At 42.1% G+C, this 15,557-nt stretch carries 27 protein-coding genes; 1 reads left to right on the top strand and 26 read right to left on the bottom strand.

Annotation, left to right across the window (positions count from 1 at the left end):
* Positions 1 to 2: 2 nt before the first annotated feature.
* The 24 genes from FYJ57_RS06205 to FYJ57_RS06090 all read right to left on the bottom strand — a co-directional run bounded on the left by FYJ57_RS06205 (position 3) and on the right by FYJ57_RS06090 (position 13,123).
* A complete protein-coding gene (locus FYJ57_RS06205; protein ID WP_117523995.1) occupies positions 3 to 647 on the bottom strand; it encodes an adenylate kinase in 645 nt (214 codons plus the stop codon).
* 85 nt (positions 648 to 732) lie between these two features.
* Entirely contained in the window at positions 733 to 2,049 is a 1,317-nt protein-coding gene (gene secY / locus FYJ57_RS06200; protein WP_106491833.1) for a preprotein translocase subunit SecY, read from the bottom strand.
* A 13-nt stretch (positions 2,050 to 2,062) separates the two neighbouring features.
* Positions 2,063 to 2,497 carry a 50S ribosomal protein L15 gene (rplO, locus tag FYJ57_RS06195; protein WP_022172084.1) on the bottom strand — a complete coding sequence of 145 codons (435 nt, stop codon included), beginning with the start codon at positions 2,495 to 2,497 and terminating at the stop codon, positions 2,063 to 2,065.
* Positions 2,498 to 2,520: 23 nt separating this feature from the next.
* The gene (gene rpmD / locus FYJ57_RS06190) at positions 2,521 to 2,694 is read right to left on the bottom strand and encodes a 50S ribosomal protein L30 (RefSeq protein WP_022172083.1); all 174 of its coding nucleotides are present in this window, start codon (positions 2,692 to 2,694) and stop codon (positions 2,521 to 2,523) included.
* A 13-nt stretch (positions 2,695 to 2,707) separates the two neighbouring features.
* Entirely contained in the window at positions 2,708 to 3,217 is a 510-nt protein-coding gene (gene rpsE, locus FYJ57_RS06185) for a 30S ribosomal protein S5 (protein WP_022172082.1), read from the bottom strand.
* A gap of 20 nt (positions 3,218 to 3,237) precedes the next feature.
* Positions 3,238 to 3,606: a 50S ribosomal protein L18 gene (gene rplR, locus FYJ57_RS06180; RefSeq protein WP_022172081.1), complete on the bottom strand. Its 369-nt coding sequence runs from the start codon at positions 3,604 to 3,606 to the stop codon at positions 3,238 to 3,240.
* A gap of 17 nt (positions 3,607 to 3,623) precedes the next feature.
* On the bottom strand, positions 3,624 to 4,163 hold the full coding sequence (gene rplF, locus FYJ57_RS06175; protein ID WP_154432050.1) for a 50S ribosomal protein L6: 540 nt from the start codon (positions 4,161 to 4,163) through the stop codon (positions 3,624 to 3,626).
* A 96-nt stretch (positions 4,164 to 4,259) separates the two neighbouring features.
* A complete protein-coding gene (gene rpsH / locus FYJ57_RS06170; protein ID WP_022172079.1) occupies positions 4,260 to 4,661 on the bottom strand; it encodes a 30S ribosomal protein S8 in 402 nt (133 codons plus the stop codon).
* A 134-nt stretch (positions 4,662 to 4,795) separates the two neighbouring features.
* Positions 4,796 to 4,981, bottom strand: coding sequence for a type Z 30S ribosomal protein S14 (locus tag FYJ57_RS06165; protein WP_022008349.1), 186 nt, complete (start codon positions 4,979 to 4,981; stop codon positions 4,796 to 4,798).
* 18 nt (positions 4,982 to 4,999) lie between these two features.
* Positions 5,000 to 5,539 (bottom strand): 50S ribosomal protein L5, encoded by a 540-nt coding sequence (gene rplE / locus FYJ57_RS06160; protein ID WP_022172078.1) that lies wholly within the window; start codon positions 5,537 to 5,539, stop codon positions 5,000 to 5,002.
* A gap of 22 nt (positions 5,540 to 5,561) precedes the next feature.
* Entirely contained in the window at positions 5,562 to 5,867 is a 306-nt protein-coding gene (gene rplX / locus FYJ57_RS06155; protein ID WP_022172077.1) for a 50S ribosomal protein L24, read from the bottom strand.
* Positions 5,868 to 5,879: 12 nt separating this feature from the next.
* Positions 5,880 to 6,248, bottom strand: coding sequence for a 50S ribosomal protein L14 (gene rplN / locus FYJ57_RS06150; protein ID WP_022008346.1), 369 nt, complete (start codon positions 6,246 to 6,248; stop codon positions 5,880 to 5,882).
* A gap of 36 nt (positions 6,249 to 6,284) precedes the next feature.
* Positions 6,285 to 6,539: a 30S ribosomal protein S17 gene (rpsQ, locus tag FYJ57_RS06145; RefSeq protein WP_022172076.1), complete on the bottom strand. Its 255-nt coding sequence runs from the start codon at positions 6,537 to 6,539 to the stop codon at positions 6,285 to 6,287.
* A gap of 22 nt (positions 6,540 to 6,561) precedes the next feature.
* Positions 6,562 to 6,768, bottom strand: a complete 207-nt coding sequence (rpmC, locus tag FYJ57_RS06140) for a 50S ribosomal protein L29 (protein ID WP_022172075.1) — start codon at positions 6,766 to 6,768, stop codon at positions 6,562 to 6,564.
* On the bottom strand, positions 6,758 to 7,195 hold the full coding sequence (rplP, locus tag FYJ57_RS06135; protein ID WP_022172074.1) for a 50S ribosomal protein L16: 438 nt from the start codon (positions 7,193 to 7,195) through the stop codon (positions 6,758 to 6,760). The genes rpmC and rplP overlap by 11 nt, the downstream gene beginning before the upstream one ends.
* A 2-nt stretch (positions 7,196 to 7,197) precedes the next feature.
* Complete coding sequence (rpsC, locus tag FYJ57_RS06130) at positions 7,198 to 7,854, bottom strand: 30S ribosomal protein S3 (protein ID WP_022172073.1); 657 nt, start codon at positions 7,852 to 7,854, stop codon at positions 7,198 to 7,200.
* A 14-nt stretch (positions 7,855 to 7,868) separates the two neighbouring features.
* On the bottom strand, positions 7,869 to 8,255 hold the full coding sequence (rplV, locus tag FYJ57_RS06125) for a 50S ribosomal protein L22 (protein WP_022172072.1): 387 nt from the start codon (positions 8,253 to 8,255) through the stop codon (positions 7,869 to 7,871).
* Positions 8,256 to 8,292: 37 nt separating this feature from the next.
* A complete protein-coding gene (gene rpsS / locus FYJ57_RS06120; RefSeq protein WP_022010392.1) occupies positions 8,293 to 8,577 on the bottom strand; it encodes a 30S ribosomal protein S19 in 285 nt (94 codons plus the stop codon).
* Positions 8,578 to 8,590: 13 nt separating this feature from the next.
* Positions 8,591 to 9,436 (bottom strand): 50S ribosomal protein L2, encoded by an 846-nt coding sequence (gene rplB, locus FYJ57_RS06115; protein WP_154432047.1) that lies wholly within the window; start codon positions 9,434 to 9,436, stop codon positions 8,591 to 8,593.
* Between the two features lie 83 nt (positions 9,437 to 9,519).
* Positions 9,520 to 9,819 (bottom strand): 50S ribosomal protein L23, encoded by a 300-nt coding sequence (rplW, locus tag FYJ57_RS06110; RefSeq protein WP_022172070.1) that lies wholly within the window; start codon positions 9,817 to 9,819, stop codon positions 9,520 to 9,522.
* Positions 9,819 to 10,433: a 50S ribosomal protein L4 gene (gene rplD / locus FYJ57_RS06105; RefSeq protein WP_022172069.1), complete on the bottom strand. Its 615-nt coding sequence runs from the start codon at positions 10,431 to 10,433 to the stop codon at positions 9,819 to 9,821. Before rplD ends, rplW begins: the two co-directional genes overlap by 1 nt.
* Positions 10,434 to 10,497: 64 nt before the next feature.
* Positions 10,498 to 11,133 carry a 50S ribosomal protein L3 gene (rplC, locus tag FYJ57_RS06100; RefSeq protein ID WP_022172068.1) on the bottom strand — a complete coding sequence of 212 codons (636 nt, stop codon included), beginning with the start codon at positions 11,131 to 11,133 and terminating at the stop codon, positions 10,498 to 10,500.
* A gap of 160 nt (positions 11,134 to 11,293) precedes the next feature.
* The gene (rpsJ, locus tag FYJ57_RS06095) at positions 11,294 to 11,611 is read right to left on the bottom strand and encodes a 30S ribosomal protein S10 (RefSeq protein ID WP_022172067.1); all 318 of its coding nucleotides are present in this window, start codon (positions 11,609 to 11,611) and stop codon (positions 11,294 to 11,296) included.
* Between the two features lie 303 nt (positions 11,612 to 11,914).
* A complete protein-coding gene (locus tag FYJ57_RS06090; protein ID WP_154432045.1) occupies positions 11,915 to 13,123 on the bottom strand; it encodes a hypothetical protein in 1,209 nt (402 codons plus the stop codon).
* A 229-nt stretch (positions 13,124 to 13,352) separates the two neighbouring features.
* On the opposite strand from FYJ57_RS06090, the gene FYJ57_RS06085 reads away from it, so the two are divergent.
* On the top strand, positions 13,353 to 14,108 hold the full coding sequence (locus FYJ57_RS06085; RefSeq protein ID WP_154432043.1) for a GNAT family N-acetyltransferase: 756 nt from the start codon (positions 13,353 to 13,355) through the stop codon (positions 14,106 to 14,108).
* A gap of 233 nt (positions 14,109 to 14,341) precedes the next feature.
* On the opposite strand, the gene FYJ57_RS06080 is transcribed toward FYJ57_RS06085, so the two are convergent.
* Positions 14,342 to 14,596: an HPr family phosphocarrier protein gene (locus FYJ57_RS06080; RefSeq protein ID WP_022172064.1), complete on the bottom strand. Its 255-nt coding sequence runs from the start codon at positions 14,594 to 14,596 to the stop codon at positions 14,342 to 14,344.
* Positions 14,589 to 15,554, bottom strand: a complete 966-nt coding sequence (whiA, locus tag FYJ57_RS06075) for a DNA-binding protein WhiA (protein WP_154432042.1) — start codon at positions 15,552 to 15,554, stop codon at positions 14,589 to 14,591. The genes FYJ57_RS06080 and whiA overlap by 8 nt, the downstream gene beginning before the upstream one ends.
* Positions 15,555 to 15,557: the final 3 nt, after the last annotated feature.

The following is a 15,557-nucleotide window of genomic DNA, read 5'->3' as shown; positions in this document are numbered from 1 at the left end:
TTTTACGCTCCTAAGATTTCAGTGATAGCCTGGAACACATCATTCAGATCCTGTGTTCCGTCGACTTCTCTTAATACGCCTTCTTTTTTGTAGAAGTCGATCAAAGGCTTGGTTTGTTCATGATATACACTCAGACGTTTCGTAACAGTCTCGGGTTTGTCATCGTCACGCAGCACCAGTTTAGCACCACATACATCACAGATATCTTCCACTTTCGGAGGATTGTGTTTGATGTGGTAAGTGCATCCGCATCCAGGGCAGGCACGGCGTCCACCCATTCGGTTTACGATGTTCTCATCCGGAACTTCAACGTTGATTGCATAATCAATAGTTTCACCCATTTTCTCCAGCGCAGCTTTTAAAGCCTCCGCCTGCGGAATGGTTCTTGGAAAACCATCCAATACATAGCCGTTTTTACAGTCTGCCTGATTGATTCGATCAACGACCAGATCACAGGTCAGCTCATCAGGAACCAGATGTCCCTGATCCATATAACTTTTTGCTTTATTTCCAAGTTCTGTACCGTTTTTGATATTCGCCCGGAAAATATCTCCTGTGGAGATGTGCGGAATCTCATATTTTTCCGCAATTTTTTTTGCCTGTGTGCCTTTACCGGCACCAGGTGCACCCAACATAATTACTTTCATCTTTGTACCCTCTCCTTCTTTTTTTCGTAATTAAATAATTACTTTAATAGCACTTTAAGGCTGTGGCGTAAAACGCCACAACCTTTTAGTTATCTAAAAAACCTTTGTAGTTTCTTACCAGCATCATGGATTCAATCTGCTTCAGTGTCTCAAGGATAACTCCTACAATAATAATGATAGAAGTTCCGCCGAATGACACATTCGCACCGAATACACCATTAAAGAAGAACGGGATAACCGCTACAATGGTAAGCCCAGCTGCACCAATAAAGATGATATAATTCAACATCTTTGTCAGATAATCTACGGTTGGTTTTCCTGGACGGATACCCGGGATAAAACCACCCTGCTTTTTCATGTTATCAGCTACTTCCAATGGATTGAAAGTAATTGATGTATAGAAGTAAGCGAAAAAGATTACCATAACGATATAAGCCACCAGGCCAATCGAATACCATGGATGTTCCAGGTCAAACCAGTTATTACTGTTCATACCTGCCAGAATCTTGCCACCAATACCTGTTCCACCGGTTTTGCCCAGGAAAGAAGCAATCACACTTGGGAAAGACATAATAGAGGATGCAAAGATTACCGGGATTACGCCGGCCGTATTTACTTTTAAAGGAATATGGCTGGACTGTCCGCCCATCATTTTTCTGCCCTGCATCTTTTTGGAATACTGAACAGGAATTCTTCTCTCAGCTCCGTTCAGGATAATTACCAGAATTACAACCCCAACAATAATCGCCGCTATAATAACGCCGGAGAGGAGTGCTTTTGCAATAATTTTTCCTTTCATGAAGCTTTCGTACAGTGTCGTCATATCACTCGGGATACGAGATACGATATTGATCAAAAGTACGATGGAAATACCATTTCCAACACCTTTTTCATTGATCTGTTCACCAACCCACATTAAGAACGCCGAACCTGCTGTTAATGCAACAACTACTACAACCATTTTAACAAAACTATTGTCCGGAATCAATCCTTTATTACCGAATCCGATTGCCATGGCAATAGATTCAAACAGGGATAATCCGATGGTTACATAACGGGTAATTGCACCAAGTTTCTTTCTGCCATCTTCTCCGTCTCTCTGCATTTCTTCCAGTTTTGGAATCGCGATTGTAAGAAGCTGGATAATAATGGATGATGTGATGTAAGGTGTAATGCTAAGTGCAAAGATAGACATCTGTGAAAATGAACCGCCTGTAAATGCGTCGAGGAAGTTAAATGCATCGCCCGTCTGACTTTCAAACCAGGTTTTGAAATAACTTCCATCGACTCCCGGAACAGGGAGCTGGGAGCCAATTCGGATGACTACCAGCATCATTAACACATAAAAGATTCTATGTCTGACATCTTTCACTTTAAATGCATTCTGAAGAGTCTTTAACATATAAGCTCACCTCTTATGCTACTGTTCCACCTGCTGCTTCAATTTTTGCTTTTGCGCCTTCGCTTACTGCAGTAACTTTTACAGTCAGTTTCTTTGTCAGTTCTCCGTTACCAAGAATCTTAACACCATCCTTCGGATTGGAAACCAGACCACTCTCAACCAGAGCTGCGATAGTAACTTCTGCTCCATCTTCAAATCTGTTCAGAGCTTCTACATTGATACCAACGATTTCTTTGGTATTTCTGTTCTTGAAACCTCTCTTAGGAAGTCTTCTGTATAAAGGCATCTGACCACCTTCGAAACCTGGTCTTGGAGCTCCGGAACGAGCTTTCTGTCCTTTATGTCCTTTACCAGCTGTTTTACCATTTCCTGAACCGTGTCCACGGCCTCTACGGAAGTCATCACTCTGTCTGGAACCTTCTGCAGGTCTTAAATTAGATAAATCCATTGTGGCACCTCCTTCTATTCTAATTACGCTTCTTCAACTTTTACTAAATGCTGAACCTGTTTGATCATACCTCTTGTTGCTGCATTATCCGGCAGTTCAACAGTTTTGTGCATTTTGGACAGTCCCAGAGCTTCAATTGTTTTTTTGTGTTTTGGAACTGCACCGATTGTAGATTTTACTAAAGTAATTTTTAACATTTTCCAGTCCTCCTTAAGCAAAGATCTCTTCTACGGATTTACCGCGAAGTCTAGCTACTTCTTCCGGAGTCTTTAACTGACTTAAACCTGCGATGGTAGCAAGTACAACGTTCTGTTTATTTCTGGAACCCATACATTTTGTACGGATGTTTTTGATACCTGCTAACTCGATAACCGCACGAGCCGGACCACCAGCGATTACACCAGTACCTTCCGGGGCTCTCTTCATCAGAAGTTCAGCGCTGCCGAATTTACCAACATAATCATGTGTGATACTGTTGTTTTCATCTCTTGCTACGGTTACTAATTTTTTGATAGCATCTTCTTTTCCTTTGCGGATAGCTTCCGGAATTTCAGCTGCTTTTCCAAGTCCTGCACCAACATGTCCGTTGCCGTCTCCAACAACTACTAAAGCTGTAAAACGCATGGTACGTCCACCTTTAACAACTTTTGTTACACGTTTGATTGAGACTACTTTTTCTTCTAATTCTAACTGACTAGCATCAATGATTGTATGTCTCATGTATTTCGCTCCTCTCTTTCCTAGAATTTCAGGCCAGCTTCTCTAGCTGCATCTGCTAATGCTTTTACTTTACCATGGTATACGAAACCGCCTCTGTCAAATACAACTTCTTCGATTCCTGCCTCAACTGCTTTCTTACCGATAACAGTTCCCAGGTAAGCTGCTGCTGCTACTGTGTTGGTCTGTTCCAGTTCTGCTTTTACGTCTTTCTGAAGAGTAGAAGCGGATACTAATGTTTTTCCAACGGTATCATCAATGATCTGTGCATACATATGGTTATTACTTCTGAATACAGCCAGACGAGGTCTCTGAGCTGTACCAACGATATGATGACGCATTCTTCTATGCTTTTTAGTACGAACACTCGCTCTTGATACTTTATTAATCATTTTTGCACTCTCCTTATTTATTTCTTACCAGTTTTACCAACTTTACGTCTGATAACTTCATCAGCATATTTGATACCTTTACCTTTGTAAGGTTCCGGTCTTCTCTTTTCTCTGATTTCAGCTGCGTACTGGCCAACTTTTTCTTTGCTGATACCTTTTACAGTAATCTTGTTGCCATCTACAGTTGTTTCCAATCCTTCCGGATCTTCCATTTCAACTGGGTGAGAATATCCTAAGGAAAGAACTAATTTCTTACCCTGTTTCTGAGCTCTGTAACCTACACCGTTTACTTCCAGAACTTTTTCATATCCTTCGCTGACACCAACAACCATGTTGTGGATCAGAGTTCTGGTCAGACCGTGCAGAGCTTTCATTTTCTTTAAGTCGTTTGGTCTTGTTACTACCACATGTCCATCTTCTACTTTGATGTCCATTTCTACAGGCAGATTTCTTTCCAGAGTTCCTTTAGAACCTTTTACAACAACGCAATTGTTCTCTTTAACTTCAACTGTTACACCAGCCGGAACAACTACAGGCAGTCTTCCAATACGTGACATACCATTTTCCTCCTATTAACTTAGATTTTCGGAGAGGACGCTCAGTCCCCTCTGTTTTCAGTTTCTATATCCTTTGCTTGCGCGAAGTGATCGATCTTACCAAACGAATGCCAGAACTTCACCGCCAACCTGCAGCTTTCTGGCTTCTTTATCAGTAATAACACCCTGGTTTGTAGACAGAATTGCGATTCCCAGTCCGCCCAGTACTCTTGGCAGTTCGTCTTTACCAGCGTAAATACGAAGACCTGGTTTGGAAATTCTCTTCAGACCAGTGATGATCTTTTCGTTTTTGTCAGCACCGTATTTCAGAGTAATACGGATGTTTTTGAAGTTTCCATCTTCTACGATTTCATATTTTGCCACGTAACCTTCTTTAACCAGAATGTCTGCGATAGCAACTTTGATTTTGGATGCCGGAACGTCTACAGTAGCATGTTTTGCTGTGTTAGCGTTACGGATTCTTGTAAGCATATCTGCAATCGGATCGCTCATTGTCATGATAGTTTCCTCCTAATTATTTAGACTTTTCATGTTCTTGTTTGTATGTGTAATACCCTCTCACTTTAGCGCAGCCTTTCGGCCTTGCCAAGTGATGTGGGCTTTCATCGGATCTTTCGATCCGCTTTCAACTCTTACCAGCTTGCTTTCTTAACACCCGGGATCTGTCCTTTGTATGCTAATTCACGGAAGCAAATTCTGCAGATTCCGTATTTTCTTAAGTAAGCATGTGGACGACCACAGATTCTGCAACGATTGTATTCTCTTGTGGAGAATTTCTGTTTACGCTGCTGTTTGATTTTCATTGCTGTCTTAGCCATGAATTTTCCCTCCTATTCTTACTTTGAAAACGGCATGTTGAATAATGTCAATAATTCACGAGCTTCTTCATCAGTCTTAGCTGTTGTAACAAAGATGATGTCCATACCTCTTACTTTATCAACTTTATCATACTCGATTTCCGGGAAAATCAGCTGTTCTTTAATACCCAGTGCATAGTTTCCTCTTCCGTCAAATGCGTTTGGATTAACTCCACGGAAGTCACGTACACGAGGCAGAGCCAGGTTGATCAGACGATCAGCGAACTCATACATTTTTTCCCCTCTCAGGGTAACTTTACAACCGATTGGCATACCTTCACGGATTTTGAAGTTAGCTACGGAATTTTTTGCTCTTGTCAGAACTGCTTTCTGTCCGGAAATTGTTTCCAGATCTTTTACAGCTGCTTCCAGAATTTTAGCATTTTCTTTGGCTTCGCCAACACCCATGTTGATTACGATCTTATCGAGTTTTGGCACTTCCATGATATTTTTATAACCAAATTTCTTGGTCATAGCATCTACGATCTCATTTTTGTAAGTATCTTTCAGTCTGCTCACTTTCAATTGCCTCCTCTCTCAATTAGTCGATTACTTCGTTGCTGCCTTTTGCAACACGAACTTTTTTTCCATCTTCAACTTTGAAGCCTACACGAACAGCTTTTCCGTTGTGGATCAGCATTACGTTAGATGCATCGATCGGAGCTTCTTTGTTGATGATTCCGCCCTGCTGGTTAGCCATAGAAGGTTTTGCATGTTTTGTGATCATGTTGATACCTTCAACGATGACTTTACCGTCTTTTACAGACAGAACTTTTCCTTCTTTATCTTTATCTTTACCGGCGATTACCTTAACGGTGTCACCTTTTTTAATTTTTAAACTTGCCATCAGGTTACCTCCTTATAATACTTCTGGAGCCAGGGATACAATTTTCATAAACTGTTTCTCACGAAGCTCTCTTGCTACTGGTCCAAAGATACGAGTTCCCCTTGGTGTTTTGTCATCTTTGATGATGACAGCTGCATTCTCATCAAATTTGATATAAGAACCATCTTTACGACGAACACCTTTTACAGTACGTACAACAACGGCCTTAACTACATCGCCTTTTTTAACAACGCCGCCTGGTGTTGCATCTTTGACGGAAGCAACGATAACATCACCGATATTGGCATATCTTCTAGTAGAACCGCCCATAACACGGATACACAGAATCTCTTTTGCACCTGTGTTATCAGCAACTCTAAGTCTACTTTCCTGCTGAATCATGCTGGTATTCCTCCTATACGAATTAACTGATAACGATTATTTTACTTTCTCAACGATTTCAACCAGTCTCCATCTTTTGTCTTTGGACAGCGGTCTGGTTTCCATAACTTTAACGGTATCACCGATGCTGCACTGATTCTGCTCATCATGTGCTTTCAGTTTATATGTTCTCTTTACGATTTTTTTGTAAAGAGGATGTTTAACATGGTCTTCGATAGCAACTACGATTGTTTTATCCATCTTGTTGCTGACTACTTTACCAATACGTGTTTTTCTAAGATTTCTTTCCACGATTTAGTGCCTCCTTCTTAGATTACTGTACGTTCGCCTTTTCAGCGATTACGGTCTGAATTCTGGCAATATTTCTACGAACCTCTTTGATTCTGCTTGTATTGTCCAGCTGATTGGTTGCATTCTGGAATCTCAGGTTAAAGAGTTCCTTCTTAGCAGCTACTAATTCTTCCTGTAATTCTGTAGCTGATTTCGCTTTTAAATCTTCTACATAATTTTTAATTTTCACTGTTATCACCGCCTTCTAAGTCTGCACGAGAAACGATTTTACATTTACATGGTAACTTATGCATTGCAAGACGTAATGCTTCACGAGCTGTTTCTTCAGGTACACCTGCGATCTCGAACATTACACGACCTGGCTTAACAACTGCTACCCAGTATTCCAGAGCACCTTTACCGGAACCCATACGTGTTTCTGCTGGTTTTGCTGTTACTGGTTTGTCCGGGAAAATTTTGATCCAAACTTTACCACCACGTTTGATATAACGAGTCATGGCAACACGGGCTGCCTCGATCTGGTTGGATTTGATCCAGCAAGGATCCATTGCTACAAGACCGAACTCACCGTAGTTAATTTTATTTCCTCTTAATGCTTTTCCTCTCATGGATCCGCGGAATTGTTTACGACGTTTAACTCTCTTAGGCATTAACATAATTATTTATCGCTCCCTTCCTTAGTTCCTTTGGTTGGAAGAACTTCGCCATTATAAACCCAAGCTTTTACACCAACTTTTCCGTAAGTTGTATCAGCTTCTGCGAAGCCATAGTCAATATCTGCTCTCAGTGTCTGAAGCGGAATAGTTCCTTCGCTGTAGAACTCTGTACGAGCCATATCTGCTCCACCAAGACGTCCGGATACGGATGTTTTGATTCCTTTTGCTCCGGCTTTCATTGTTCTCTGCATTGTAGATTTCATAGCACGACGGAAGGAAATACGGTTTTCCAGCTGCAGTGCGATGTTTTCTGCTACCAGCTGAGCATCTTTGTCTGGTCTCTTAACTTCTTTAATATCAACAATCAGTTTCTTTGTTGTATATTTCTGCAGTTCTTTTTTTACTTTCTCGATTTCAGAACCACCTTTACCGATTACAACACCCGGTTTAGCTGTATAAATAATAACTTTTACACGCTCGGAAGCTCTTTCGATTTCGATCTTAGCAACACCTGCGCTGTACAGTTTCTTTTTCAGAAATGTTCTGATGTTATAGTCTTCCACCAGGTTATCAGCAAAGTCTTTTTCTGCATACCATTTGGAATCCCAGTCTTTGATAACACCGACTCTAAGGCCGTGTGGGTTAACTTTCTGTCCCATGATTACCCTCCTTATTATCTTTCATCTAACACGATAGAGATATGACTTGTTCTTTTCTCAATTCTGTATGCTCTACCCTGTGCTCTCGGTCTGATTCTCTTCATTGTAGGTGCTTTGTTTGCGTAGCACTCTGCAACGTACAGATTTTCAAGGCTCATGCCGTTGTTGTTCTCAGCATTTGCGATTGCAGACTCCAGTAATTTTTTGATTACGCTTGAAGCGTAACGTGGGTTGTATGTCAGAATTCCCAGTGCTGTCTGCACATCTTTTCCACGAATTACATCCAGTACATAACAAGCTTTCTGTACGGACATTCTTGCATAGGATAACTTAGCAGATGGTCTGGTATCTTTATTAGCATTTCTTGCTCTTTTAATCTGGCTTCTATGTCCTTTTGCCATGACTAAAATCCTCCTTTCAAGATTGGGCTATACCGCTTTATTTACGAACACCTGATTTTTTCTCGTCTTTTCCATGTCCTCTATAAGTTCTTGTAGCAACGAACTCACCCAGTTTATGTCCAACCATATCTTCTGTAACATATACCGGCACATGTTTTCTTCCATCATGGACAGCGATTGTGTGTCCTACGAAAGATGGGAAGATTGTGGAACGACGTGACCAGGTTTTAATAACTGATTTATCTCCTGCTGCATTCATAGCATCAACTTTTTTAAGTAAGCTCTGATCTGCAAAAGGTCCTTTTTTCAATGAACGAGCCATTTACGTAACCTCCTTATTTCACTAATGTTTTACCGTCTCTTCTTCTTACGATATACTTATTGGACTGTTTGTTTTTCTTTCTGGTCTTCAGGCCCAGAGCAGGTTTACCCCATGGAGTACATGGACCAGGACGGCCGATACCGGTCTTTCCTTCACCACCACCATGCGGATGGTCATTCGGGTTCATAACGGAACCACGTACAGTCGGGCGGATACCCATGTGACGTTTTCTTCCGGCTTTACCGATATTTACCAGGTTGTGCTCTCCGTTTCCTACAACACCGATAGATGCACGGCAGTTGATCGGAACCATTCTCATTTCGCCTGAAGGCAGTCTTAAGGTTGCGTATTTTCCTTCTTTTGCCATCAGCTGAGCTCCATTACCAGCAGAACGAACCAGCTGTCCGCCCTTTCCAGGATGAAGTTCTACATTGTGTACCATAGTACCAACCGGAATTTCTGACAGTGGCATGCAGTTACCAGGTCTAACTTCTGCGTTAGCTCCGTTCATAACTTTAGCGCCGACTTTCAGTCCTTCTGGTGCCAGGATGTATGCTTTCTCACCGTCTGCGTAGCAGATCAGTGCGATATTTGCTGTTCTGTTCGGATCGTATTCGATAGCAACTACAGTTGCAGGGATATCATCTTTTCTTCTCTTGAAGTCGATGATTCTGTATTTTCTTCTGCTTCCGCCTCCGCGATGTCTAACTGTAATTTTACCCTGATTGTTACGTCCGGAATTCTTTTTCAGAGATACTACCAGAGATTTCTCTGGTGTGGATTTTGTGATTTCAGCAAAATCCAGGCTGGTCATATTTCTTCTGGACGGTGTATATGGGCTGTATTTTCTGATTCCCATTGTAATTATCTCCTTTCATTCAGCGATAGTAAGAGCGATCGGATGTTCGCTCAAGTCTTATTGACTTTGTCCGCTTTGCAATCTTACAGGCCTTCGAAGATTTCGATGTCTTTGCTGTTCTCTGTCAGAGTAACGATTGCTTTTTTTGTCTTAGCTGTTCTTCCAACTGTGTAACCACGACGTTTTTTCTTACCGTCAAGGTTCATTGTGTTTACAGTTTTTACTTCTGTTCCTTCGAACATTTTTTCAACAGCTTCTTTGATCATAGATTTGTTTGCTTCCGGATGAACCAGGAAAGTATATTTTTTCTCGCTCATAGCGTTCATACTTTTTTCAGTTACAACCGGTTTAAGGATTACATCATAATATTGAATGTTAGCCATTATGCATATACCTCCTCAACTTTTGCAACAGCTGCTTTGTCCAGAACAACCGTGTTGTATTTCAGGATATCGAATACATTCAGTGTTCCAACAGATGCTGTGATCACATTCGGAATGTTTCTTGCAGATACGATTACGTTTTCGTTATCGGTAACAACCATTGCTTTTTCAACTTTCAGGTTGTTCAGTACATTCTGCATATCTTTTGTTTTAATAGCGTCTAATTTCAGTTCGTCCAGGACTACCAGTTTGTTTTCCTGTACTCTTGTTGTCAGAGCAGATTTCAGAGCAATTCTTCTTTCTTTCTTGTTCATTTTGAAAGAGTAATCTCTTGGTACCGGTGCGAATACAACTCCGCCGCCTGTCCACTGTGGAGCTCTTGTTGAACCCTGTCTTGCATGACCAGTTCCTTTCTGTCTCCAAGGTTTTCTTCCGCCTCCGCTTACTTCAGAGCGGGTTTTTGCTTTCTGAGTTCCCTGACGTTTATTTGCCAGCTGGCGCACAACTGCCATATGAACAAGATGTTCATTTACTTCTACACCGAACACAGCGTCGTTCAGTTCCAGTGTGCCAACTTCATTGCCTTCCATATTATAAACAGATACGTTTGACATCTGTGTGTTCCTCCTTTTCAAGAATCATGCCTCGCGGCATCGGATCCACCGATCATCCGTTAAATTATTTTGCGCTTTTAACGGTTGCTTTGATTGTTACTAAAGATTTTTTAGGACCAGGTACAGCACCTTTTACCAGAAGCAGATTGTTTTCAGCATCTACTCTGACAATTTCCAGATTCTGTACTGTAACTTTTTTGTTACCCATGTGTCCAGCCATCTTTTTACCTTTGAATACACGGCTCGGATCGGAACAAGCACCGTTGGAACCTGCATGACGATGGTATTTGGAACCATGAGCCATAGGTCCTCTGGACTGACCGTGTCTCTTGATTGCGCCCTGGAATCCTTTACCTTTGGAGATTGCAGTAGCATCTACTTTTTCTCCTGCTGCAAAGATGTCAGCTTTGATTTCCTGAGCCACTTCATAGCTTTCAGCATCTTCTAAACGGAATTCGCGAACGAATCTCTTGTAAGAAACGCCTGCTTTGTCAAACTGTCCTTTCATTGGTTTGTTCACCAGTTTTTCTCTCTTGTCAACAAAACCAACCTGTACTGCACTGTAACCATCATTCTCAACAGTTTTAACCTGAGTTACTACGCAAGGTCCTGCCTGCAATACAGTCACCGGAGTTAAAACTCCATCTTCGTTGAAAATCTGAGTCATTCCAACTTTTGTAGCTAAGATTGCTTTCTTCATTCTTTTTACCTCCTGTTTAAACTACAGCGGAACACCAACCCGGGTGTTCATCCTAGAAACAGCCGATATAAGTGGAACACTATGACCCATAAGGGATGTTGATTCCTAAGAATGTGTTGCTTCTATATCTAACTTTTCCGGATAATTCTTTTCGATGAAATTATTTGTTTTTCATCTTGATATCGATGCTAACACCAGCCGGCATCTCCAGTCTTGCCAGAGCATCCACAGTTTTCTGTGTCGGTCCGATGATATCGATCAGTCTTTTATGAGTTCTCTGCTCAAACTGTTCTCTGGAATCTTTGTATTTGTGTACCGCACGTAAGATTGTTACTACCTCTTTCTTAGTGGGAAGTGGTACCGGTCCACTCACTACTGATCCGTTCTTTTTTACAGTTTCGATGATTTTGCTTGCAGATGCATCAACCAGCTGATGATCATAAGCTTTCAGAATAATTCTCATTACTTGACTTGCCATAAAAAAAGTCGCCTCCTTTTCGCACTTTACGAGTACGACAAGCGGTGACTGTACACTTTCCCGTGTGTGTCCTCCGGACTTTCACGCGGTTTTCCACACTTCTGGTGGACGTATTTAACATGTATACAGTGACTTGTCGCCAGTTTCTTAACTTGACATTCGCTCCACGGAAAACCTGCAATTAATGCAGCAACCTCGCGCTTCATCGCTATCAATGTCACAACACGGGTTATTATAAACGAAACCCCTCGCAAATGCAAGGGGTTTTTCAAATTTTTTTCAAAAATTTTTATTTTCTTATTTTTACAGGACGTCTGAATAATCTACCAGGGTAACTCCGCTGACTTCATCTTCGATTACTTCCGGCTCATCCCCATCCGCTTTGGCCTTCTGAAGAAGTTCTTCTTTTGTGTACACCGGCATCGCAAGTTTCTTATCTCCTGTCTCCTGTTTTTCTTCTGATACCGTCTCAAGAACTACCGGCTGTGTCTGCTCTGTCGAATCCAATGGATCTGTCTCTTCCGGTTCCTCTGTCTCTTTCGTCTGATTCTCACCCATCATGCTGGCGATATCAGCAGCGAACAGACTTGCTGTTTCTTCCAAAAGTGTTTTATCCGGATCTTCCGTTTCGTCTGTCGATTCCTGTTTTTCCTGAGTTTCTTCCGTTGGTAATACGATTTCCTGTGTGTTTCCTGCGGTCTGTTCTTCCTGCATCAGTTCCTGTGGAAGAACGATTTCCTGTGTGCTGCCGGCTGCCTGTGTCTCTTCCATCGGCTCTGCCGGTATCGCTTCCGGTTCCTGCTCTGACTCATCCATCATATGAGCCTTTTGGTTCTTCTTGGCAAGTTTGGCTTCCTGTCGTTCACGTTTCGCTCTTGCTTTCGCTTCGGCTACTGCAGCTTTTTCTTCCTGTTTCTGCTTTTTCTTATCTGCTTTTCTTGCTTTTTTCTTTTGCCGTCTGGACATTACTGCAGGTTCTTCTTCCTGTCCTTCCTCAGACTCATCTTCCTGCGCATCCTCATTCTCCTCGTCCTCTTCTTCGTCATCATCTTTTTTCCAGACCTCCGCAAGAATAAACAGGATAATAACAAATACAACAGCAAGTCCCACAATGATCAGCCCTTCTGTACTTCGAAGTGCCATGGATACATAACCAATCACCGGTACAACAAGCATAACTTTCTGAACCGTGCTTCCCAGCTCCTGCTGTGTAGTCCCACCATCTGTGCTCAACTGATCGTCCAGTACCACACCGCTGCCATCGATACTGTCTACCACATATACATATTGTCTGCCTTCCTGACTGATCAGAACTTTATCTCCCTGTTTCAGTTCACTGCGATCCTTCTCCACTGCATAGGCTACGGATCCCTGTGGCAGATTTGTCTGCATATCGACATCATCCACCATCACCGTAGTAATCCCTGCAAATGGTGGAATCAAAAGACCCGCCGCAACCACAATGGCGCAAAACAGGATCACATTAACAATCGTTTTTAAAACCTTCGACATGATCTACTCTCCTCATCTGTTTTCCTATCTGTAAACTCCGCTTTCCACATTTCCAGATACTCTCTTACTGATAATACTGCCTTTTAGGGCAGTATTCATATCATGCCCCTTATTATATCCCCTTTTAACAGCTTCTGCAACCTGTTTTAAAAATTGTAAGTTTTTTCTTATTTTTTGTTGCCTGTATTTTTCTTCTTTATTATAATGAAAGTATACGGAGGTATTTACTATGAAACCCACCATCAAAATGATCGAAGATCTTTCTTTGAACGCGTGGCCCTCTCATCAGATTCAGCTCTATGACGGATGGCTTCTGCGTTTTTCTTATTTTTATACTCACAGAACCAACTGTGTGGAACAGATTGGACCATCCTCGATCCCTATCGAAGAAAAAATTAATTTCTGCGAAGACGCTTACCATCGCTGGGGAACGCCTTCCATCTTCAAGATCACGCCTCTTCTTCCGGATGATTTTGAAAAGCGGCTGATCGACCGCAGATATGCAGTGCAACACGTCACGGAAGTAATGACCCTGGATCTGGCTCCCTGGCAGATCACCATGCCACCTGTCAGTGTGCGGCTGGAACGTACCATCAATGACCGGTGGATTCAGTCGTTGTTTGCCTTAAAAAGTACAACCAGTGCCATACATCGTCAGATTGTACCTTCTATGTACCATGCAATTCCAAAAGACACTCTTGCCGCTTCCATTACCAATAGCGACGGACAGATTGTCGCTATCGGACTCGGCATTTTGGATCGTTCCTACATGGGAATCTATGCGATCCATGTGCATCCTCATTACCGCGGACGCCAATATGCCCGTTCCATTTGTACTTCTTTGTTAAATCGCGGAAAAGAGCTGGGAATGACCGGGGCTTATCTGCAGGTCGTAGAGGGGAATACTCCTGCCAAGCGGCTGTATCTTTCTCTTGGATTCGAAGACTTTTACAGTTACCATTTCCGGGTAAAAGAATTATTTTAAAATTACAAAAGACAGGGACATTCTCTTCGGACGTCCCTGTCTTTTGTAATTGTTCGCGTAACTATTCAGTAGCCACTGTACCGCGAGGTGTTTTGGCATGAATATGCCAAAATCCCGAGACATACAAGCCAAAATGCCATCACCGAAGGTGATTTTAAATGCATTTTTGCTCGTAACTGTGAAGGTACTGAACAGTTACTTGTTCGCTATATAATTGGCAAATTACCTATCTATTACTTACTTGTCAGATATTTTTCAATTCCTTCGATAGCCGCTTCTTCATCTGTACCTTCTGCACAAATTGTAACGCTTTCACCTACATTCAGCCCAAGTGTCATCATACCCATGATACTTTTTGCATTGACATGTTTATCTCCGCTTTCCACCTGGATTCTGCTTTCATACTGGCTGGCAACCTGTACAAGCATCGCTACCGGTCTTGCTTCTAATCCATTGGAAATCTGAATTGTAATTGGTTTCTTAATCATTATAATCCTCCTTATTTCCCCGCAGTTCATCGGCAATTCTTCCAAGTTTACGAAGTCTGTGATTCACTCCTGATTTCCCCACCGGAGGATTCATCATCTCCCCCAGTTCTTTCAGAGTTGCTTCCGGATAACGTAACCGACAAACTGCGGTCTCCTCCAACTCCTCCGTGAGTTGTGAGAAGCCCACATGTGTTTCAATATACCTGATATCTTCTATCTGTTTTACTGCTGCCGAAACCGTTTTCCCGATGTTGGCAGTCTCGCAGTTCACTTTACGGTTAATATTGTTGCTGATTTCCTTCCTGATTCGAATATTCTCCAGATTCATCAGAGCGATTCCTGCTTCTACCACTCCCAGAAAATCTACGATCTGGGATCCCTCTTTCAGATAAACCACCTGGTTTTTCTTTCTTGTAACAATTCTCGCATCCAGCTCAAATTCTTTCATGATAGACTGTATCTGTTCCGCCCGTTCCATAGTTGAGCAGACAATTTCCAGATGATATCCTTTCTCCGGATCGCTGATAGAACCTGCAGCTAAAAACGTTCCCCTCAAAAATGCTCTTTTACAACATTCTTTTTGTATCACCAGACGGCTCATAACAGACAGATCATCTGCAATCTCCTGTTCCGGCGACATAAATTTGGTAGCCTGAAGAATTCGAACCGTATCCTCATGGGAAGGTACTTCTACCTTATATACATTGGACTTTTTCAGGTAAGCATTCTTCCGAACGTGAATTACAGCTTCTATATTAAATGTTTTTTCTACTAATGTAAAGTACTTTCTTGCCACAGACACATTTTCTGTATGTACGGTCACGCAAAAGTGATCGTTAGCCGAGATACTGACCTGCCCACAGACACTTAAGATCGCAGCGATCTCTGCAATCTGGCAATGACGTGCCGTGGATATCTGCCGGGATAATTCCTCTTTCACTTTACCGGAAAAGGACATGGA

It is taken from the genome of Oliverpabstia intestinalis, assembly GCF_009696065.1.
In the GTDB taxonomy this organism is placed as follows: Bacteria; Bacillota; Clostridia; order Lachnospirales; family Lachnospiraceae; genus Oliverpabstia; species Oliverpabstia intestinalis.
Note: the sequence above shows the minus strand (reverse complement) of the source record. Positions and strands in the feature narration are given on the sequence as shown.